At 68.5% G+C, this 14,364-nt stretch carries 12 protein-coding genes; 1 reads left to right on the forward strand and 11 read right to left on the reverse strand.

The features are described 5' to 3' along the window. From xrtA to FHY50_RS05430, 11 genes are all read right to left on the reverse strand, one after another. On the reverse strand, positions 1-1,533 hold the full coding sequence (xrtA, locus tag FHY50_RS05380) for an exosortase A (protein ID WP_140047494.1): 1,533 nt from the start codon (positions 1,531-1,533) through the stop codon (positions 1-3). Further along, complete coding sequence (locus tag FHY50_RS05385) at positions 1,530-2,726, reverse strand: TIGR03087 family PEP-CTERM/XrtA system glycosyltransferase (protein WP_140047495.1); 1,197 nt, start codon at positions 2,724-2,726, stop codon at positions 1,530-1,532. Before FHY50_RS05385 ends, xrtA begins: the two co-directional genes overlap by 4 nt. Further along, on the reverse strand, positions 2,723-3,793 hold the full coding sequence (locus FHY50_RS05390; RefSeq protein WP_140047496.1) for a FemAB family XrtA/PEP-CTERM system-associated protein: 1,071 nt from the start codon (positions 3,791-3,793) through the stop codon (positions 2,723-2,725). Before FHY50_RS05390 ends, FHY50_RS05385 begins: the two co-directional genes overlap by 4 nt. Further along, positions 3,790-4,647 (reverse strand): XrtA system polysaccharide deacetylase, encoded by an 858-nt coding sequence (locus FHY50_RS05395; protein ID WP_140047497.1) that lies wholly within the window; start codon positions 4,645-4,647, stop codon positions 3,790-3,792. Before FHY50_RS05395 ends, FHY50_RS05390 begins: the two co-directional genes overlap by 4 nt. Before the next feature lie 13 nt (positions 4,648-4,660). Further along, positions 4,661-5,707: an ExeA family protein gene (locus tag FHY50_RS05400; protein ID WP_140231050.1), complete on the reverse strand. Its 1,047-nt coding sequence runs from the start codon at positions 5,705-5,707 to the stop codon at positions 4,661-4,663. A 25-nt stretch (positions 5,708-5,732) separates the two neighbouring features. Continuing rightward, positions 5,733-7,337, reverse strand: a complete 1,605-nt coding sequence (locus FHY50_RS05405; RefSeq protein ID WP_244935300.1) for a hypothetical protein — start codon at positions 7,335-7,337, stop codon at positions 5,733-5,735. Continuing rightward, positions 7,334-8,245 (reverse strand): AAA family ATPase, encoded by a 912-nt coding sequence (locus tag FHY50_RS05410; RefSeq protein ID WP_140047498.1) that lies wholly within the window; start codon positions 8,243-8,245, stop codon positions 7,334-7,336. The genes FHY50_RS05405 and FHY50_RS05410 overlap by 4 nt, the downstream gene beginning before the upstream one ends. 11 nt (positions 8,246-8,256) lie before the next feature. Beyond that, positions 8,257-9,804 carry an XrtA system polysaccharide chain length determinant gene (locus FHY50_RS05415; RefSeq protein ID WP_140047499.1) on the reverse strand — a complete coding sequence of 516 codons (1,548 nt, stop codon included), beginning with the start codon at positions 9,802-9,804 and terminating at the stop codon, positions 8,257-8,259. Between the two features lie 10 nt (positions 9,805-9,814). Next, positions 9,815-10,432, reverse strand: coding sequence for an XrtA/PEP-CTERM system exopolysaccharide export protein (locus FHY50_RS05420; protein WP_140231052.1), 618 nt, complete (start codon positions 10,430-10,432; stop codon positions 9,815-9,817). Positions 10,433-10,559: 127 nt separating this feature from the next. After that, positions 10,560-11,792: a pyridoxal-dependent decarboxylase, exosortase A system-associated gene (locus tag FHY50_RS05425; RefSeq protein ID WP_140047500.1), complete on the reverse strand. Its 1,233-nt coding sequence runs from the start codon at positions 11,790-11,792 to the stop codon at positions 10,560-10,562. Then, positions 11,789-13,297 (reverse strand): AMP-binding protein, encoded by a 1,509-nt coding sequence (locus FHY50_RS05430; protein ID WP_140047501.1) that lies wholly within the window; start codon positions 13,295-13,297, stop codon positions 11,789-11,791. The genes FHY50_RS05425 and FHY50_RS05430 overlap by 4 nt, the downstream gene beginning before the upstream one ends. Positions 13,298-13,353: 56 nt before the next feature. Between FHY50_RS05430 and FHY50_RS05435 the strand changes: the two genes are divergently transcribed. After that, positions 13,354-14,352: a GNAT family N-acetyltransferase gene (locus FHY50_RS05435; RefSeq protein WP_140047502.1), complete on the forward strand. Its 999-nt coding sequence runs from the start codon at positions 13,354-13,356 to the stop codon at positions 14,350-14,352. The last annotated feature ends 12 nt before the right edge of the window (positions 14,353-14,364 follow it).

Here is a 14,364-nt window from a genome sequence, read left to right on the forward strand (position 1 = left end):
TCAGCGGCCCGCAGCGGTGTCGGCGACGCGATCGATCGGGCCGAGCGCATCGAGGAAACGGGCAAGCGTTGCGCGGCTGTCGGTGCCGGGAACGGTTTCGGCGGAGGCGACCACCGCGACCGCCGACTGGCGTCCGCCGAGCAGCCTTGCCTTCAGCGTCTCGAGTTTTACGATGGTCTCGCTTCCCGTCACCTTGTCCCCCACCCGATACCAGGTCGCCGTCTCGCGCTCGACCGGGCCCGGCGCGGTCATCCGGATGACGTGCCCGCCGCGCAGATCGGGCCGATCCTCGATCCACACCCATTGCGAGTCCTCGCCGATCGCCCCCTGGCCAAACGCGGCGAGTTCCCTTCCCTCGCCCTGCCGCGCATAGACGGCGATGGCAAGATCGACGGTGGCGCCGGTGCCGTCGGCATAGCGTCCGTGCAGGAAATGATCGGCGCCGCGATAGACCGGAACCCACGGCGCGCGCGTGCTCATGGCCGTACGCTGCCATCCCGCGACATCGGGAAGCGTGATCGCGGCGGGCAGGCGATCGAAACGGCCGGCGATGACCGCGTTCCAGCCGATCGCGGCAAAGGCGCAGGCCACCAGCGCACATGCCGCGACACTTGCCGGGAGGCGGTGGCGCACCGGCCGCTGCAGTGCGCCGGGATCGAACCATGCCGCACGCGGATCGCGATCGAACCAGCGCCACGCCCCGGCGATCACCGCGGCGAGCACGAAGGCGAAGAAGAACCAGCCATAGACGATGTGGTCGAAGCCGGTCGCAGCCTCGATCGACGTGAGGTGCGCGGCCACGATCGTCGAGAAGGCGCGAACGCCGTTGGCGAGGATCGGCACCGCGATGGCGAAGGCGAAGAAGATGATGCGGCGGTGCCACGTGACGAAGCCGACATGCGCGCCGAGCGCACCAAAGGCGATCATCGCGATCACGAAGCCGGCGCCCGAACAGGCCTCGGCAACTTCGAAATATCCCGCCGAAGTCGTGATCAGCACGCCGTCCGACACGGCGTCGATGCCGGAGAGCGCGAGCAGTTGCATCGCCATTGCCGCGGTCAGCTGTTGCAGCGGTGCCTGGAAGCTGTCGCCGAACGGAACGAGGAACCAGCAATAGGCGAGCGGGAAGGCAATCGCGCGCGCGACGCGGGGTCCGAGCAGCGTCACCACCGCCGCCTGCAGCATCGTCACCAGCGCGAGATGGCGCAGGATGCCCGCTCCGGCGGCGGCGCCGATCACCCACAGCGCAGCGGCGGCGAGCGCGAGCGCAAGGCCCGGCGCCCAGGGCTGCGGCGTCAGCTGTGCCAGCCCTTCGCGCCGCTGCCATACCAGCCATGCGGCGATCGGCAGGATGAACAGGCAATGCCCGTAATCCGAGCTGTTCCAGTAGATGTCCGCAAGATCGGCGACGTCGCTGCGAAACAGCAGCAGCAGCGCGAAGACGGCGAAGCCGAGCGCGGTGCCGCAGGTGATCCATGCACGGCGCCGGTCGTCGGCGGGCGCGGCGCGCGCGATCGGGAGGACGGCGTTCATGCGGCTGCGCGCCGCGACGGATCGACGATCGCATCGAGCACGGCCAGCCGGGCGTCCCAGCCATAGCGGTCGCGCACCCGCTCGCGCGCTGCGCGGCCAAGCGCCGCCGCCGCATCGGCGTCGCCGAGCAGCGTGTCGATCGCGGCGGCGAGCGCAGCGGGATCATCGGCGACGCGCAACGTGCCGCCATGATCGATGCCCTCGGCAGCGACGGCGGAGACCAGCACCGGGCGCGCCATCGCCATCGCTTCGAGCACCTTGTTCTGGACACCGCGCGCCACGCGCAGCGGCGCCACCGCGACCGCCGCCGCCGCCAGCCAGCCGCGGACGTCATCGACTTCGCCGGTGACGGTGATGCCCGGGCGGTCGGCGAGTCGGCGTACCGCCTCGGTCGGAGCGCGGCCAACGATGACGAAGCGCGATCCCGGATGGCGTGCGTGCACCGCCGGCCACACCGCGTCAGCGAACCAGGTCACCGCATCGACGTTCGGCGGATAGTCCATCTGCCCGGTGAAGACGATCGCCGCGCTGCCGAGATCGACCTGCGCGAACGCGGCCGCTGGGTCGAAGCGCTCGGTGTCGATGCCGTTCTCGACGACGGTCGCGGTGTGGCCGGTCGCCTCGGCGAACAATGCCGCTTCGGCCGCGCTGACGAACAGGCTAGCGTCGACGCGCGCCGCGACGTCGCTTTCGAACGCCTGCAGCCGCCGGGCCTCGCGCGCCATCAGCCAGCGCATCGGCGCGCTGCCGCTGGCGGCGTAGGATGCGAACTTGGCCGAATCCATGTCACAGAAATCCATGACGATCCGGCAGCCGCTGTCGCGGGGCAGATACTGCGCCATCTGGCCCGAGAACACGACGATGTCGTCGAGCGCGGGACGGGCCATCACAGCAGCAACCGCGCGGTGCATCGCCGGATCGTCGAACGCGGTCAGCGAGATCGGCTTGCCCGACGCCAACGCCTCGACCCCGGCGCGCCATTTCGGCTTGGTGCGCGGCACGATGGTGCAGCTTGCCGTCCATTCGGCGAGCGCGCCGCGATGGCCCAAGTCGCGCGGATCGTCGGCAAAGGCGACCAGGTGGACACGGTGCGTGCGCGCGAGATGCTTGAGCAGGTGGAACGCCCGGATCTTGTCGCCGCGATCGGGGGGATAGGGAATGCGATGCGCGAGGAACAGCAAGTCCCCGCTCACCCCAGCCCCCGGGCGATCAGCGGGCCGACGCGGTTCGCGACCGCCAGCGGCAGACGCTGCCACAGCGCGACGCCAAGACTGAAGCGGGGGTCGAGCGGATTGATCTCGCGCGGCGCCGTGCCGGCGGCGCTTTTCTTGAAATAGACCAAGGGACGCGCGGGAAAGCCAAAATTCTTCTTGAACGCTGCCGCGCCGGTGCCGACTTTCGACCGGCCCAGATCGAAGCGCGTGCAGCCGCGCGCGAAACCGTGGCGGATCATCGCGAAATACATGCGGTCGTTCGCGCGCCAGGTGCGCGCGTCGCGGGTGCCGCCACCCCAATAGGGATACATGGCACCGCGCCAGTAGAGGCTGAGCGTGCTCGCCAGCGGCACGCCGTCCTTCCAAACCGTCAGGATATCGACATCCCCGCCGAATTCATGCAGCACCGCATCGAACAGCGCGCGCGGGAATACCGGCGAACCGAGATTGCGCACCGATTGCGCATAAACGGCATAATGTGCGGCGCGGTCGGTGGCACCCGATCCGATCGTGACACCGAGGTCGAAGGTGAAGGAACGGCGCACCTCGGCACGCTGGCGGCGCGGGATCGCGCGAAGCTCGGCATCGTCGTCGGCAGCGATCGGCCGGGCGAAATAGCAATAATGCTCCGCATCTACCTGCCAGCCGCTACCGTGCACCTGTCCGCCGCGCAGTTCGAGGGTAGAACAGGCGAGCCGCTGCGCGAGCAGCCACGCCTCTGTTTCGAGCACGCGGGCGGCGGCATCGCTGTCGGCGAGGATGCCGCCTTCGACCGCGAACCCGCTCGACACCAGCGCGCGTCCGAACAGCGGCGAGTGGACCTCGGTCAGCGGAAGCACGCCAACAAGCGCCCCTGCCCGCTCGGCAACCAGATATTGTGCCGCCTGCCCGCACCCGGCAGCGATGGCGCGGCTCCATGGCGGCAGGTGAAAGGGCGTGCCGTCCGGATGGGCATCGACAAAGGCGCGGATGCGGGCGGATTCGTGGCGGTCGTCCAGCGAGGCGGTTCGCACGCAGGGCGCCAGCGAGGCGAATGGCGCGTTCATGCGAGACGAGCGGCTTCGCGCGCGACCACGGCATCGACCCGGCCCCAGCGATGCCGCGCGACCAAGCTCGACAGCTTGCCTGCCATCGCCCCGAGCCGGCTGTAATGGCGCAGCCGCGACTTGAACGGGGCATTGCGCACGCGCGGCTGATCGGGATCGACTTCCCACGGATGGAAGTAGAACACCGCCGGGCGCTGCTCGTCCCGGTTGACGCGGCGCACCGCCCAATCTGTGAAGGCGCCCGGAAACAGGCGGAAAAAGCCGCCGCCGGTAGCGAGGTTGCGCCCCCATAGCTGCGCCGTGGTCACCGGCAGCTCGATCAGATCGCTGTCGGCCAGCGGACGATGCGCGAAGCGCGGGGCGCCCGGCCAGCCATAATGGTCGTGCCGCACCGGCGCGACGCTCGAGGAATAGGCATAGCCGGCCTCCGCCAGCACGGCATGCGCCCATGGGGTGCGCTGATCGATCGAGAAGCTGGGCGCGCGATAGCCGGTGACGTCCTGCCCCGTGCTGTCCTCAAGCACCGCGCGCGCCTTGGCGAGATCGGCGCGGAACTGGTCGGGGGTCATGGTGAAGACGCGTTGGTGGTCCCAGCCATGGCTGGCGATTTCGTGCCCTGCATCGGCGATCCGCCGCATCAGCGCCGGATGACGCTGTGCCACCCAGCCTAATGTGAAGAATGTCGCCTTGACCCCGCCTGCGGCGAACAAGTCGAGCACCGCATCGGTATTCGCCGCAACCCGACTGTCGAGCGTATCCCAGGCGCGCTTGTCGATGACGGTCTCGAACGCGCCGACCTGGAACCAGTCCTCGACATCGACCGAGAGGCCATTCAGCAGCTGGCCGTTCAGCATCGTCGCTCTCCGGTCAGGCGGCGGTTCCGCGCAGCGGCTGCCGCTCGGGACGCAGCGCATCGCCTTCGACCCAGTCGACCAGCAGCGTCAAGACCCGGCGCAATGCCGCGTCCTGCACCTCGAGCCGGGCTTCGAGTTCGGCGATGCGATCGTCGATGCGCGGGTCACCTTGCGGCGACGATGCGCGGACGGCGAACGCGGCGGGCTGTTGCGTTTCGAGCGGCGGCGGCGCGGACGCCGGCATGCGCGCGTCGCCGTCGAGATCGCCGGCGACCGTCGCGACGTCGTCTGCATCGATCAGGTCGATTCCCTCGACCGCACCGTGGAGCAGCACGCGGCTGGCCAGCTGGTTGAGGCGGCGCGGCACGCCTTCGGACCAGCGATACATCGCCGCGACCGCTTCGGTCGTGAAATCGGGGCGCCCCTGCCACCCGACCACCGACAGCCGGTGCATCAGATAGGGTTCGACTTCCTCCTCACCCATCGGATCGAGATGGTGCATCGCGATCACACGCTGGCGAAGCTGTTCGAGGCTGCCCTGCTTGTTGAGCAGATGGCGGAATTCGGGCTGGCCGAGCAGGAAGATCTGCAGCAGCGGATGCCCGCTCGCCTGGAAGTTCGACAGCATGCGCAGTTCTTCGAGGCTGGCGACCGGCAGCGACTGCGCCTCGTCGACGATCAGCAGCGTACGCCTGCCGGTGCGCGCCACGGCGTGCAGCCCGCGCTCGATCGCACCGAGCAGCTGCGCCTTGGTCATGCCGGTGGCATCGACCTCGAGACCCTGCGCGACGAGCCGCAGCAGGTCGTCGGCATCGATCTGGGTAGTGACGATGCGGATCACGTTGAGGCGGCCGCGGTCGATGCGGTCCATCAGATGGCCGACGAGCGTAGTCTTGCCCGCGCCGGGATCGCCGGTGATGACGATGAAGCCCTCGCCCTGGCTCAGGCCATAGCCGAGATACGCCATCGCCTTGCGGTGCGTGGCTGTGTCGAACCAGAAGCGCGGATCGGGGGTGAGCTGAAACGGCCGCTCCGCCAATCCGTAATGGGTGTCGTACATCATGCGTCTCCGCGGGGGTCGCCCGTTAGAACCGGTAGCCGAGCGCTGCGAGCGCCTGGAGATAGGTCTGGTTGTTGAGCCCTTCCTGTTCGAAGGTATAGAGCCCACCCGACAGCCCGGCGTTGATCCGGCCGAAGCTGCGGAAATAGCTGCCGGTCGCGCCCGCGCCCCATACGTCGGGAGCGGCGCCCAGCCCGCTGTCGAAATAATTGACGTAGACATTGCCCGCCAGAGTCGATTGCGGATCGAGCGTGGTCTGGCCGAACGCCTGCGCATAATAGCTTTCGTCGATAACGCCGTCGATCGAGAAGCCCTGGCCGCGATCGGGCGCGTAGAAGCGGCGGCTAGCATAGCCCGCCCCCAGGCCGTAGCGCAGGTTGCCCGACGTCACCGCATAGATCGCATCGACCCCGCGCGCGCGGTAGTTGGCGGTGGCGATCGACTGGAACACCGGCGCGAGGCAGCTGCCGGTAGCGCCGTTGGAGCCGCCGGTGACGCAGCCATTATACTGACCACCGAACGGATCGCTGGGCGAGACGAAGTTGGTCGGCAGGGCCGCCAGCGAATCATTGAGCTGACGCCCGAAGCTCTGGATGCCGTCATAGACGCCGACCTGAAGCGACGCGTTCGAGCGCACCGCCCAGCTGAGCGAGCCGGTATAGATGGTGCTGCCATAGCGTTCGCCGACCCGCGCCTCGAGCATGGTGCGGATGCTGGGGCGCCACACCACGCCGGCGTCCCAGATGAAGCCATCGAGATCATAGGCCAGCCGCACCGGTGAATCGGGGTCGGTGACGAAGCGTCCGTTGCGGTCGGTGACGGGAAAGCCATCGGCGTCGAACAGCGGATCGCGCTGGCCGATCTCGATATCCTCATAGCCCGCGCCGCCGACTACTGCGAGCGTGCGCGACACCGGCTGGACCAGGTCGATGCGGGCGTATTTGCCGTCATAATATTGGTCGAGCTGCGAGGCTTCCTCACGCTCCCACGCGCCGCTCAGCGTGATGCCGAACGGGGCGATCGTGCCTGCCCGCGTGCCGACGCTTCCGAACAGCAACTGGCTGGTGGCGTCGTCATATAGGTCGAGCGGCTGGAAATCGTCGCCGACGCTGCGAAAGCCGGGCGTCTCTACCTTGGTGTAGCCCAAGCGGTAGGCGGCGTTGAGCGAGAACGGCCCGCTGGTGGTCGCCACGGTCGGGCCGACATAGAGCGAATAGAGCTGGCTGACATTATCGACACCTGCGCCGAACACCGGGCCGGCGTCGCCGCGGATGTCGGAGCGCGCGCGGGTGGCGATCGCTCCGCCTTCGATACTGACGCCGTTGGCGACGCGCACCGCGGCGCGGGCTAGTCCGTTATGGACGTCGTCGTCGCCAATGTCGTCGTCCCACGAGAAACGGTGCTGGTAGTTGTAGTTGAGCTGGACCTCGACCCGGCGGGTCTGGATGCTGGCGTCGACGCCTGCCGACAGCGTCGTGTAGGTCAGCACGTCGTCGTTGGTGAGGTCGGCCGATAGAATCTGCCCCGCCTCGATATAGGGCGAGATCACCACCGCCTGCTGCGCCGCAGCGGGCGTTGCGGCGAGAACGAACAGCGCCGCAGCGCCGCCGCCGATGAGGATGCGCGTCACTTGGGCTGTTCCCCGTAATAGGTGCCGAGGCGGCGGCCGCCCGGCTGATAGGTCACTGCATTGAGCGTGAGATGAATGTGCTCGCAGGTGTCGATCCCGGCGACGGCGTCGCGCAGGTCGCTTTCGCTGGTACCGTCGGCACGCACCACCACGAGTACCTGCCCGACGAGGCTCGCGAGCACCGATGCATGCGACGCGGCCAGGATCGGCGGCGAATCGAACAGGACGATGCGGCGCGGATCGGCCGCGGCGAGCGATTCGATGACCTGACGGCCGCGCTTACTGGCGAGCAACTCGGTATCGCTGTTGCTGCGCGCGCCGGCGGGCAGCACCGACAGCTGCGCGATATCGGTGGCGAGGATATGATCTTCGACATCGGCCTGCGGATCGGCAATGGCGTCGAGCAGGCCGGGGCCATCCTCAACGCCCAGCGTCGCGACGATGTCGGGCTTGGCGAAGTCGGCATCGACCAGCAGGATCTCGACATCCTTTTCGGCGGCGAGCGACATCGCCAGATTGATCGCGCAGAAGGTCTTGCCTTCGTTGGGCTGGGCCGACGAGACCAGGATCATTCGCGACCGCGCAGGATCACCGGCGGCCAGCGCCTGCGACGTCAGCAGCAGCTGGCGCTTGACCATGCGGAACTCCTCGGCGAGCGCGGTGACCGGGCCGCCGGGCAGGAGCATGCCGCGCTCGGCCAGCTGGTCGCGATCGATCGCGACGCGGCGCTGCGCACCACGCACGCGCGGCGGAGGCGTGGCCGTCCGGGTCGCAAGATCGGTCTGCGGCGGGGCGGTCGGCGCCGGATCGGCGATCGGCGGCGCGCTCGGCGGGGCGGAGAAATCGTACAGCGATCCGGCTCGTTCGAGCAGCGATCCGCGCATCTTTCCGGGAGTCATCTGGTTCATCTCGCCTGCCTTCACGCGATCATGCCGAGCTGGACGAACTCGATGCCGAGCAGGACCAGGAATGCGACGCCCAGCCCGCCAGCGGCGCCGGCGAAGGTCTTCATCCGCTTGCGGCGGAGCGCGGTCTGCGCCTCGGTGACGACTTCACCGATCGACCCGATCACCGGCATGCCGCTGAGTTTCTCGAGCCGCTGCGCGGTCGGGAAGGTCGAGTTGAGGCGGCTCAGCGCAAAGGCGATGGCAACGCCGAGGCCCAGCGCGACGATCAGCACCGCCGCCATCAGCAACGGCCGGTTGGGCGCGATCGGCGCGCGCGGGCTGGACGGAGGATCGAGCACGGTGAACTTCACCGCGTCCCCGCCGCTCTGCACCTGGCTGCGCAGCCGCATCTGCTCGCGATCGGTCAGCAGCTTGTCGTACTGATCCTTGAGCACCTGGTAATTGCGGTCGATCTCGGCCTGCTCCGCGGCGACGCCGGGCTCGGACGCGATCTTGTCCTGTAGCATCTGCAGGTCCGACTGGAGCTGAGCGCGACGCTGTTCGAGCGCGGCGACCTGCGCCCCGCGCTCGGCCTGCATCGAGCGCAGCGACAGATAGAGCGGGTTGGCCGAGCCGCCCGCGCCGCCCTGGATTGTCGTCGGTTCGCGCTGGGCAGCGGCGCGTGCCGCCGCCAGCTGGTTGTTGAGCGCGATCACGTCGGGATGCGACGCGGTCCAGCCGCGGCCGCGTGCTTCGGCAAGCTGACCCTCGATCGCCGCGAGCCGGGCGCGTGCGGGGCCAGCCACGGCGATCCCGCCGCTGCCGCCGACCGCGGCGTCGGTGCCCGACATCTGGCCGGCCACTGCGGCGAGGCTGGAACGCGCGGCGGCGAGGTCGTTCTCGACCTGCGCGATCTGCGCGCGCGCCGCGTTGACGCGTTCGTTGAGCGTGCCGGTACCGGGCAGCGTTCCCAGGAACTGGTTCTGGAAATCGGCGCGCTTGAGATCGGCCTCCTGCAGCGCCTTTTCACGCTCGGCGACCTGTTCATCGAGGAAGCGCAGCGACTGGCCGGTCTCGTCGCGACCGCTCGCCAGATTGCCCTCGACGAAGATGTCGATCAGCTTCTGGACGACGGCACGGGCGAGCGCCGCATTTTCCGAATCGGACAGGCTTGGCGCCGCGACGGTCGCCGAGATGTCGAACAGATTGTCGGGCTGGGCGGTGATCTTGATGTTCTTCTGCAGCGTGGCGATCCGCGCGGCGACGTCGCGGTCGCTCGACACGGTCTTGGCGAGGTCGGTGCCTCGCACGACCTTTTCGAGGCTGATCGCCGAGGTCAGCGTCTGGCGGACGCGGTCGATGTCCTTGGTCGCTTCGGCTTCTGCGTTGACGCCGGTCTGCTGCGGCAGGATCGAGCGGAGTTGCACCGAGACCTTGGCCGTCGATTCGAAGCGGTTGGGAATCTGCGTGACGACCAGCCAGCCGACCAGGCACAGCCCCCAGGCGACGCCCAGCGCCACCCAGCGGCGTGCCCAGACCTGATGCAGCGCAATGCGCAGCTCGTCGATCAGCCCGTTCATGCGCGCGTCCTCAGAACATGCTCTCGGGAATGATGATCACATCCCCGGGCGACAGGCGGACATTGGCGCTGGTGTCACCGTCCTTGAGCAGGTCGGACAGGCGCACCGCATATTCGCGCTGCTTGCCGGTGTCGCGGTCGAAGCGAACCAGCCGCCCGCGATTGCCCGCCGCCAGTTCGGACAAGCCGCCGACCGCGATCATCGCGTCGAGCAGCGTCATGTTGGCGCGGTAGGGGATCGAGGCCGGCTTCTCGGTCGCGCCGACGATGCGGATCTGCTGGCCGTAGGTGCCCGAGAAATTCTCGACGATCACCGACACGATCGGCGCCTGGATATATTCGGTCAGGGCGATCTTCAGGTCGTCGGCGAGCATCGCCGGAGTCTTGCCGACCGCGGGCATGTCGTTGATCAGCGGCGTGGTGATGCGGCCGTCGGGGCGCACCTGGACCTTTGCCGACAATTCGGGATTGCGCCACACGAACACCTGGAGCGTGTCGAGCGGTCCGATGACATATTCCTCGCCCGGCCCTTCCTGGCTGGCGACGAACGACGCCGGCGGCAGTTCGGGGCGGTTGCCGCCCGCACAGCCCGATACCAGCAAGGCCGCTGTCGCCGGGGCGAGCACCATGTTCCTGACCGTCTTCGTCACACGCATCACCCACACGTCCCCTGCCGTTCGCTGCGCGCCCCGCCGAACTTCGACCGGGCAGGCATCGGATCGCCAATGCTATGGGGCTGTGGGGGTTAAATTAGCGTTAGGTCTGCGGCATGATTAGCAATTCTCGCGCCGCCGGATGCCCCAGGAAAGCCGAAGGACTGGCGGTGGCACCATAAGCGCCCGCGAGGAAGATCGCGACAACGTCGCCAACGGCGGTGTCCGGAAACGAGACACGGTCTGCCAGCCGGTCGAGCGGGGTGCACAGCGAGCCCACCACCGATACCGTGCCGGTCGGATCGGCGCCCAGTTTCGCGGCATTCGCGACCGGATAGTTGCGCCGCACCACCGTGCCGAAATTGCCCGAGGCGGCGAGCTGATGGTGCAGTCCGCCGTCGACGACGACGAAGGTCTCGCCTTGGCTTTGCTTCACATCGACGACGCGGGTCAGGTAGACGCCCGCTTCGCCGACCAGATAGCGGCCGAGTTCGATCGCGAACCGGGTCGGGCCGCTGGCGAGCCGGGTCGATGTCAGCGCCTCGCCGAGCGCGGTTCCCACCGCCGGGAGATCGACCGGGGTGTCGCCCGGGAAATAGGGAATGCCGAAGCCGCCGCCCAGATTGACCAGCGGCGGCACCGCGCCCGCTTCGTCCGAGAGGCGATCGGCAAGCGCCAGCGTCGCTGCCTGCATCTCGGCGATCGCTTCGGCGTCCAGCGCCTGCGACCCGGTATAGATGTGAAAGCCGTGCCAGTCGGCGCCGTTCGCGATCAGATCGCGCACCAGTATCGCCGCCCGGTCCGCATCGACCCCGAATGGCGAGGCGCGCCCGCCCATCCGCATCCCCGAGCCGCGCAATTCGAAGTCGGGATTGACCCGCACCGCGACCCGCGGCGCGATGCCGAGACGATGGCCGATCGCCAGCGCGCGCCGACCTTCACCTTCCGATTCGAGGTTTAGCGTGGCGCCGGCGACGATCGCCGCTTCGAGTTCGTCGTCGCGCTTGCCGGGGCCGGCGAAGCTGATCGCCGCCGCGTCCTTGACCTCCAGCGCCTTTGCCAGTTCGCCCCCCGACGCGACGTCGAGCCCATCGACCAGCGGAGAAATCGCGGCAAGCAACGCGGGCAAGGGATTGGCCTTGATTGCATAATGCAGGTCGATGCGATCGGGCAGCGCCGCGCGTACCTCGGCCACGCGCGCGGCGATCAGCGCAAGGTCGTAGACGAAGAGCGGAGTGTCTCCCGCCCTTGCGATCCAGTACTCGGCATCGTGCCCGGCGATCGTCAGCACCTGGCGTCCGGCAAAGGCGGGCGGGATCGGGCCCATTGGTTTCATGACGTCACCTGCGTTTTCAGGGCTGCGCGATCGAGCTTGCCATTGGCATTGCGCGGCAGCGCGGTCAGCCAGACATATCGCTGCGGCTGCATGAAGGCGGGCAGATCGCGCCGCAGCCGTTCGCGCAGTGCCGCCTCAACAGCACCCGCATCGCCCCGCGCGCTGGCGACGACGGTGATCGCCTGGCCGAGGCGGGGATCGGCGACCCCGAACGCTGCCGCCTCGACGACGTCGCCTCCGGCCATCACCGCTTCCTCGATCTCGGTCGGGCTGATGCGGTTGCCAGCGCTCTTGATCATCTCGTCATCGCGGCCGACGAAGCGCAGCAGGCCGCCCTCGTCCTCGATCGCGGTGTCGCCCGACCAGACTGCCATGCCGCCATGTTCGGAAAAGTCGGGCGCCGGCCGGAAGCGTAGCGCAGTGCGCTCGGCATCCTGCCAATAGCCCTGCGCCACTAGCGGGCCGGCATGGACCAGCTCTCCGGGCTCACCCGGCGCGGCGCGCGTGCCGTCGGCGCGGACGATCAGCACTTCGGCAAAGGGAATTGCGCGGCCGATCGATTGGGGATGCGCGTCGACCAGGGCGGGGTCGAGATAGGTCGAGCGGAACGCCTCGGTCAGGCCGTACATCGGATAGAGATCGGCGCGCGGGAACCGTTCGCGAAGCCCGAGCACCAGCCGCGGCGTGAGCGCGCCGCCGGAATTGGTCAGGCGGCGCAGCTTCGCGGCGATGTCGCTTGGCCATTCCGCTTCGAGTAGCTGCACCCACAGCGGCGGAACGCCGGCGATGGTGGTGATGTCGAAGCGATCGACCGCCTTGATGACGTCGCGCGCGGTGAGGTAATCGAGCGGCACCACGCACCCGCCGGCGGCCCAGGTCGACAGCAGCTGGTTCTGGCCATAGTCGAAGCTGAGCGGAAGCACGCCGAGCACGCGGTCGTCGGGCGTGATCTTCAGATAGCGCGCAACGCTGATCGCGCCGAGCCAGAGGTTGGCGTGGCTGAGCATCACTCCCTTGGGCCGCCCGGTCGAGCCCGACGTGTAGAGGATCGCCGCAAGATCGTACGGGCCGGCATTCGACGCGCCGAGCCCCTCGCCTTCCAGCGGAACGCCGCCCTCATCGACCAGCACACAATCGTCGGGCAACTCGCCCGCGCCGAGCGTCCCTGCCCGCGCGGCGCCCGCGATCAGCAGCTTTGCGCCGCTGTCGGCGAGGATGTGCGCCACCTGTGCATGCTTGAGCATCGGGTTGACCGGGACATGCACCACCCCAGCCCGTGCCGCCGCCAGCGGCAGCACGCAGGCGAGCCTCGTCTTGGCGAGCCAGCTCGCGACGCGGTCGCCCGGCGCCATGCCCTGCGCGCGCAGCCATGCCGCCACCGCACCGACCGCCGCGTCGAGTTCGGCATGCGTCCACATGCCGGCCTTGTCCACCAGCGCGGGAGCGCCGCGTGCGCCCGCCAGCGCGAGATGGTCGAGCGGCAAGGGGGTTAAATCTTTGGTCATCGCCATCCTGCTACAGCCAACCGGTAAACAGTCCGATTACGAGCGGGGCAAGCACGATGTCGGTCGAAGTGACAGTGTTCGACGATCTGGGCGCGGTGGCGCGCGATGCGGGCGGAGCGCTCGATCGCGAGGCACAGCCGAGCCTGTTCGACCGCCTCGACTGGTTCGACCGAACCGCCGCGCATTGTCCGCCCGGCGGCAAGCCGATGATCGCGCGTGCCCGCAACGGGCTCGGCACGGCATGGCTGTTCCTGTCGCGCGAGGGTTCCAGCGCGCAGGCGCTGGCGAGCTGGTACACGCTCGATTTCGACATCGTGCGCAGCGGCGACGCCAAGGCGGCGGTCGCGGCATTGGCGCGCAACCTGGACGGCATCAGCCATATCTCGCTCGCTCCCGTCGCCGATCCGGCCGAGATCGCCGACGCATTCCTGGCGGCGGGCTGGCAGGTGTTCATCGAACCGACGACGGTCAATTGGCGCACGCAGCCGCCCGCAGATTTCGACGTCTTCTGGGAATCGCGCCCGAGCCGCCTGCGCAACACGGTCAAGCGCAAGGCCAAGAAGGCCGATCTCGACATCCGCATCCACCGCAGCTTCGACGCCGACGCGTGGGAGGCGTATCGGGCGATCTATGCCGCCAGCTGGAAGCCCGAAGAGGGGAGCTGGGATTTCATGCGCAGCTTTGCCGACGCGGAGGGCGCGGCGGGCACGCTGCGGCTCGGCATTGCCTATCATGACGGCGCACCGGTCGCGGCGCAGCTGTGGCATGTCGAAAACGGGCGCGCGACGATCCACAAGCTGGCCTATGTCGACAGCGCGAAGGACCTGTCGCCGGGGTCGATCCTGAGCCATGCCATGTTCCGTCACGTCATCGAACAGGACCGGCCCGACCTGATCGATTATGGAACCGGCGATCAACCTTACAAGGCCGACTGGATGGACGAGGCGCTGCCGCTGTATCGCATCGAATGCTATCACCGCCGCCGCCCCTCGGCCTGGCCGCGGCTGGCGCGGCGGATGCTGTCGGAGCTTGTCCGGCGTCCGGCGACGCACTAGGCGCCTGCAACG

The organism is Sphingomonas japonica, from assembly GCF_006346325.1.
In the GTDB taxonomy this organism is placed as follows: Bacteria; Pseudomonadota; Alphaproteobacteria; order Sphingomonadales; family Sphingomonadaceae; genus Sphingomonas; species Sphingomonas japonica.

What these genes read in the sequence shown, in the direction of transcription:
- FHY50_RS05400 (WP_140231050.1), bottom strand. Translation starts at nt 5,707, where the DNA reads ATGTACGACACCCATTACGGATTGGCGGAGCGGCCGTTTCAGCTCACC.
- FHY50_RS05410 (WP_140047498.1), bottom strand. Translation starts at nt 8,245, where the DNA reads ATGAACCAGATGACTCCCGGAAAGATGCGCGGATCGCTGCTCGAACGA.
- FHY50_RS05430 (WP_140047501.1), bottom strand. Translation starts at nt 13,297, where the DNA reads ATGACCAAAGATTTAACCCCCTTGCCGCTCGACCATCTCGCGCTGGCG.
- FHY50_RS05415 (WP_140047499.1), bottom strand. Translation starts at nt 9,804, where the DNA reads ATGAACGGGCTGATCGACGAGCTGCGCATTGCGCTGCATCAGGTCTGG.
- xrtA (WP_140047494.1), bottom strand. Translation starts at nt 1,533, where the DNA reads ATGAACGCCGTCCTCCCGATCGCGCGCGCCGCGCCCGCCGACGACCGG.
- FHY50_RS05425 (WP_140047500.1), bottom strand. Translation starts at nt 11,792, where the DNA reads ATGAAACCAATGGGCCCGATCCCGCCCGCCTTTGCCGGACGCCAGGTG.
- FHY50_RS05435 (WP_140047502.1), top strand. Translation starts at nt 13,354, where the DNA reads ATGTCGGTCGAAGTGACAGTGTTCGACGATCTGGGCGCGGTGGCGCGC.
- FHY50_RS05390 (WP_140047496.1), bottom strand. Translation starts at nt 3,793, where the DNA reads ATGAACGCGCCATTCGCCTCGCTGGCGCCCTGCGTGCGAACCGCCTCG.
- FHY50_RS05395 (WP_140047497.1), bottom strand. Translation starts at nt 4,647, where the DNA reads ATGCTGAACGGCCAGCTGCTGAATGGCCTCTCGGTCGATGTCGAGGAC.
- FHY50_RS05420 (WP_140231052.1), bottom strand. Translation starts at nt 10,432, where the DNA reads ATGGTGCTCGCCCCGGCGACAGCGGCCTTGCTGGTATCGGGCTGTGCG.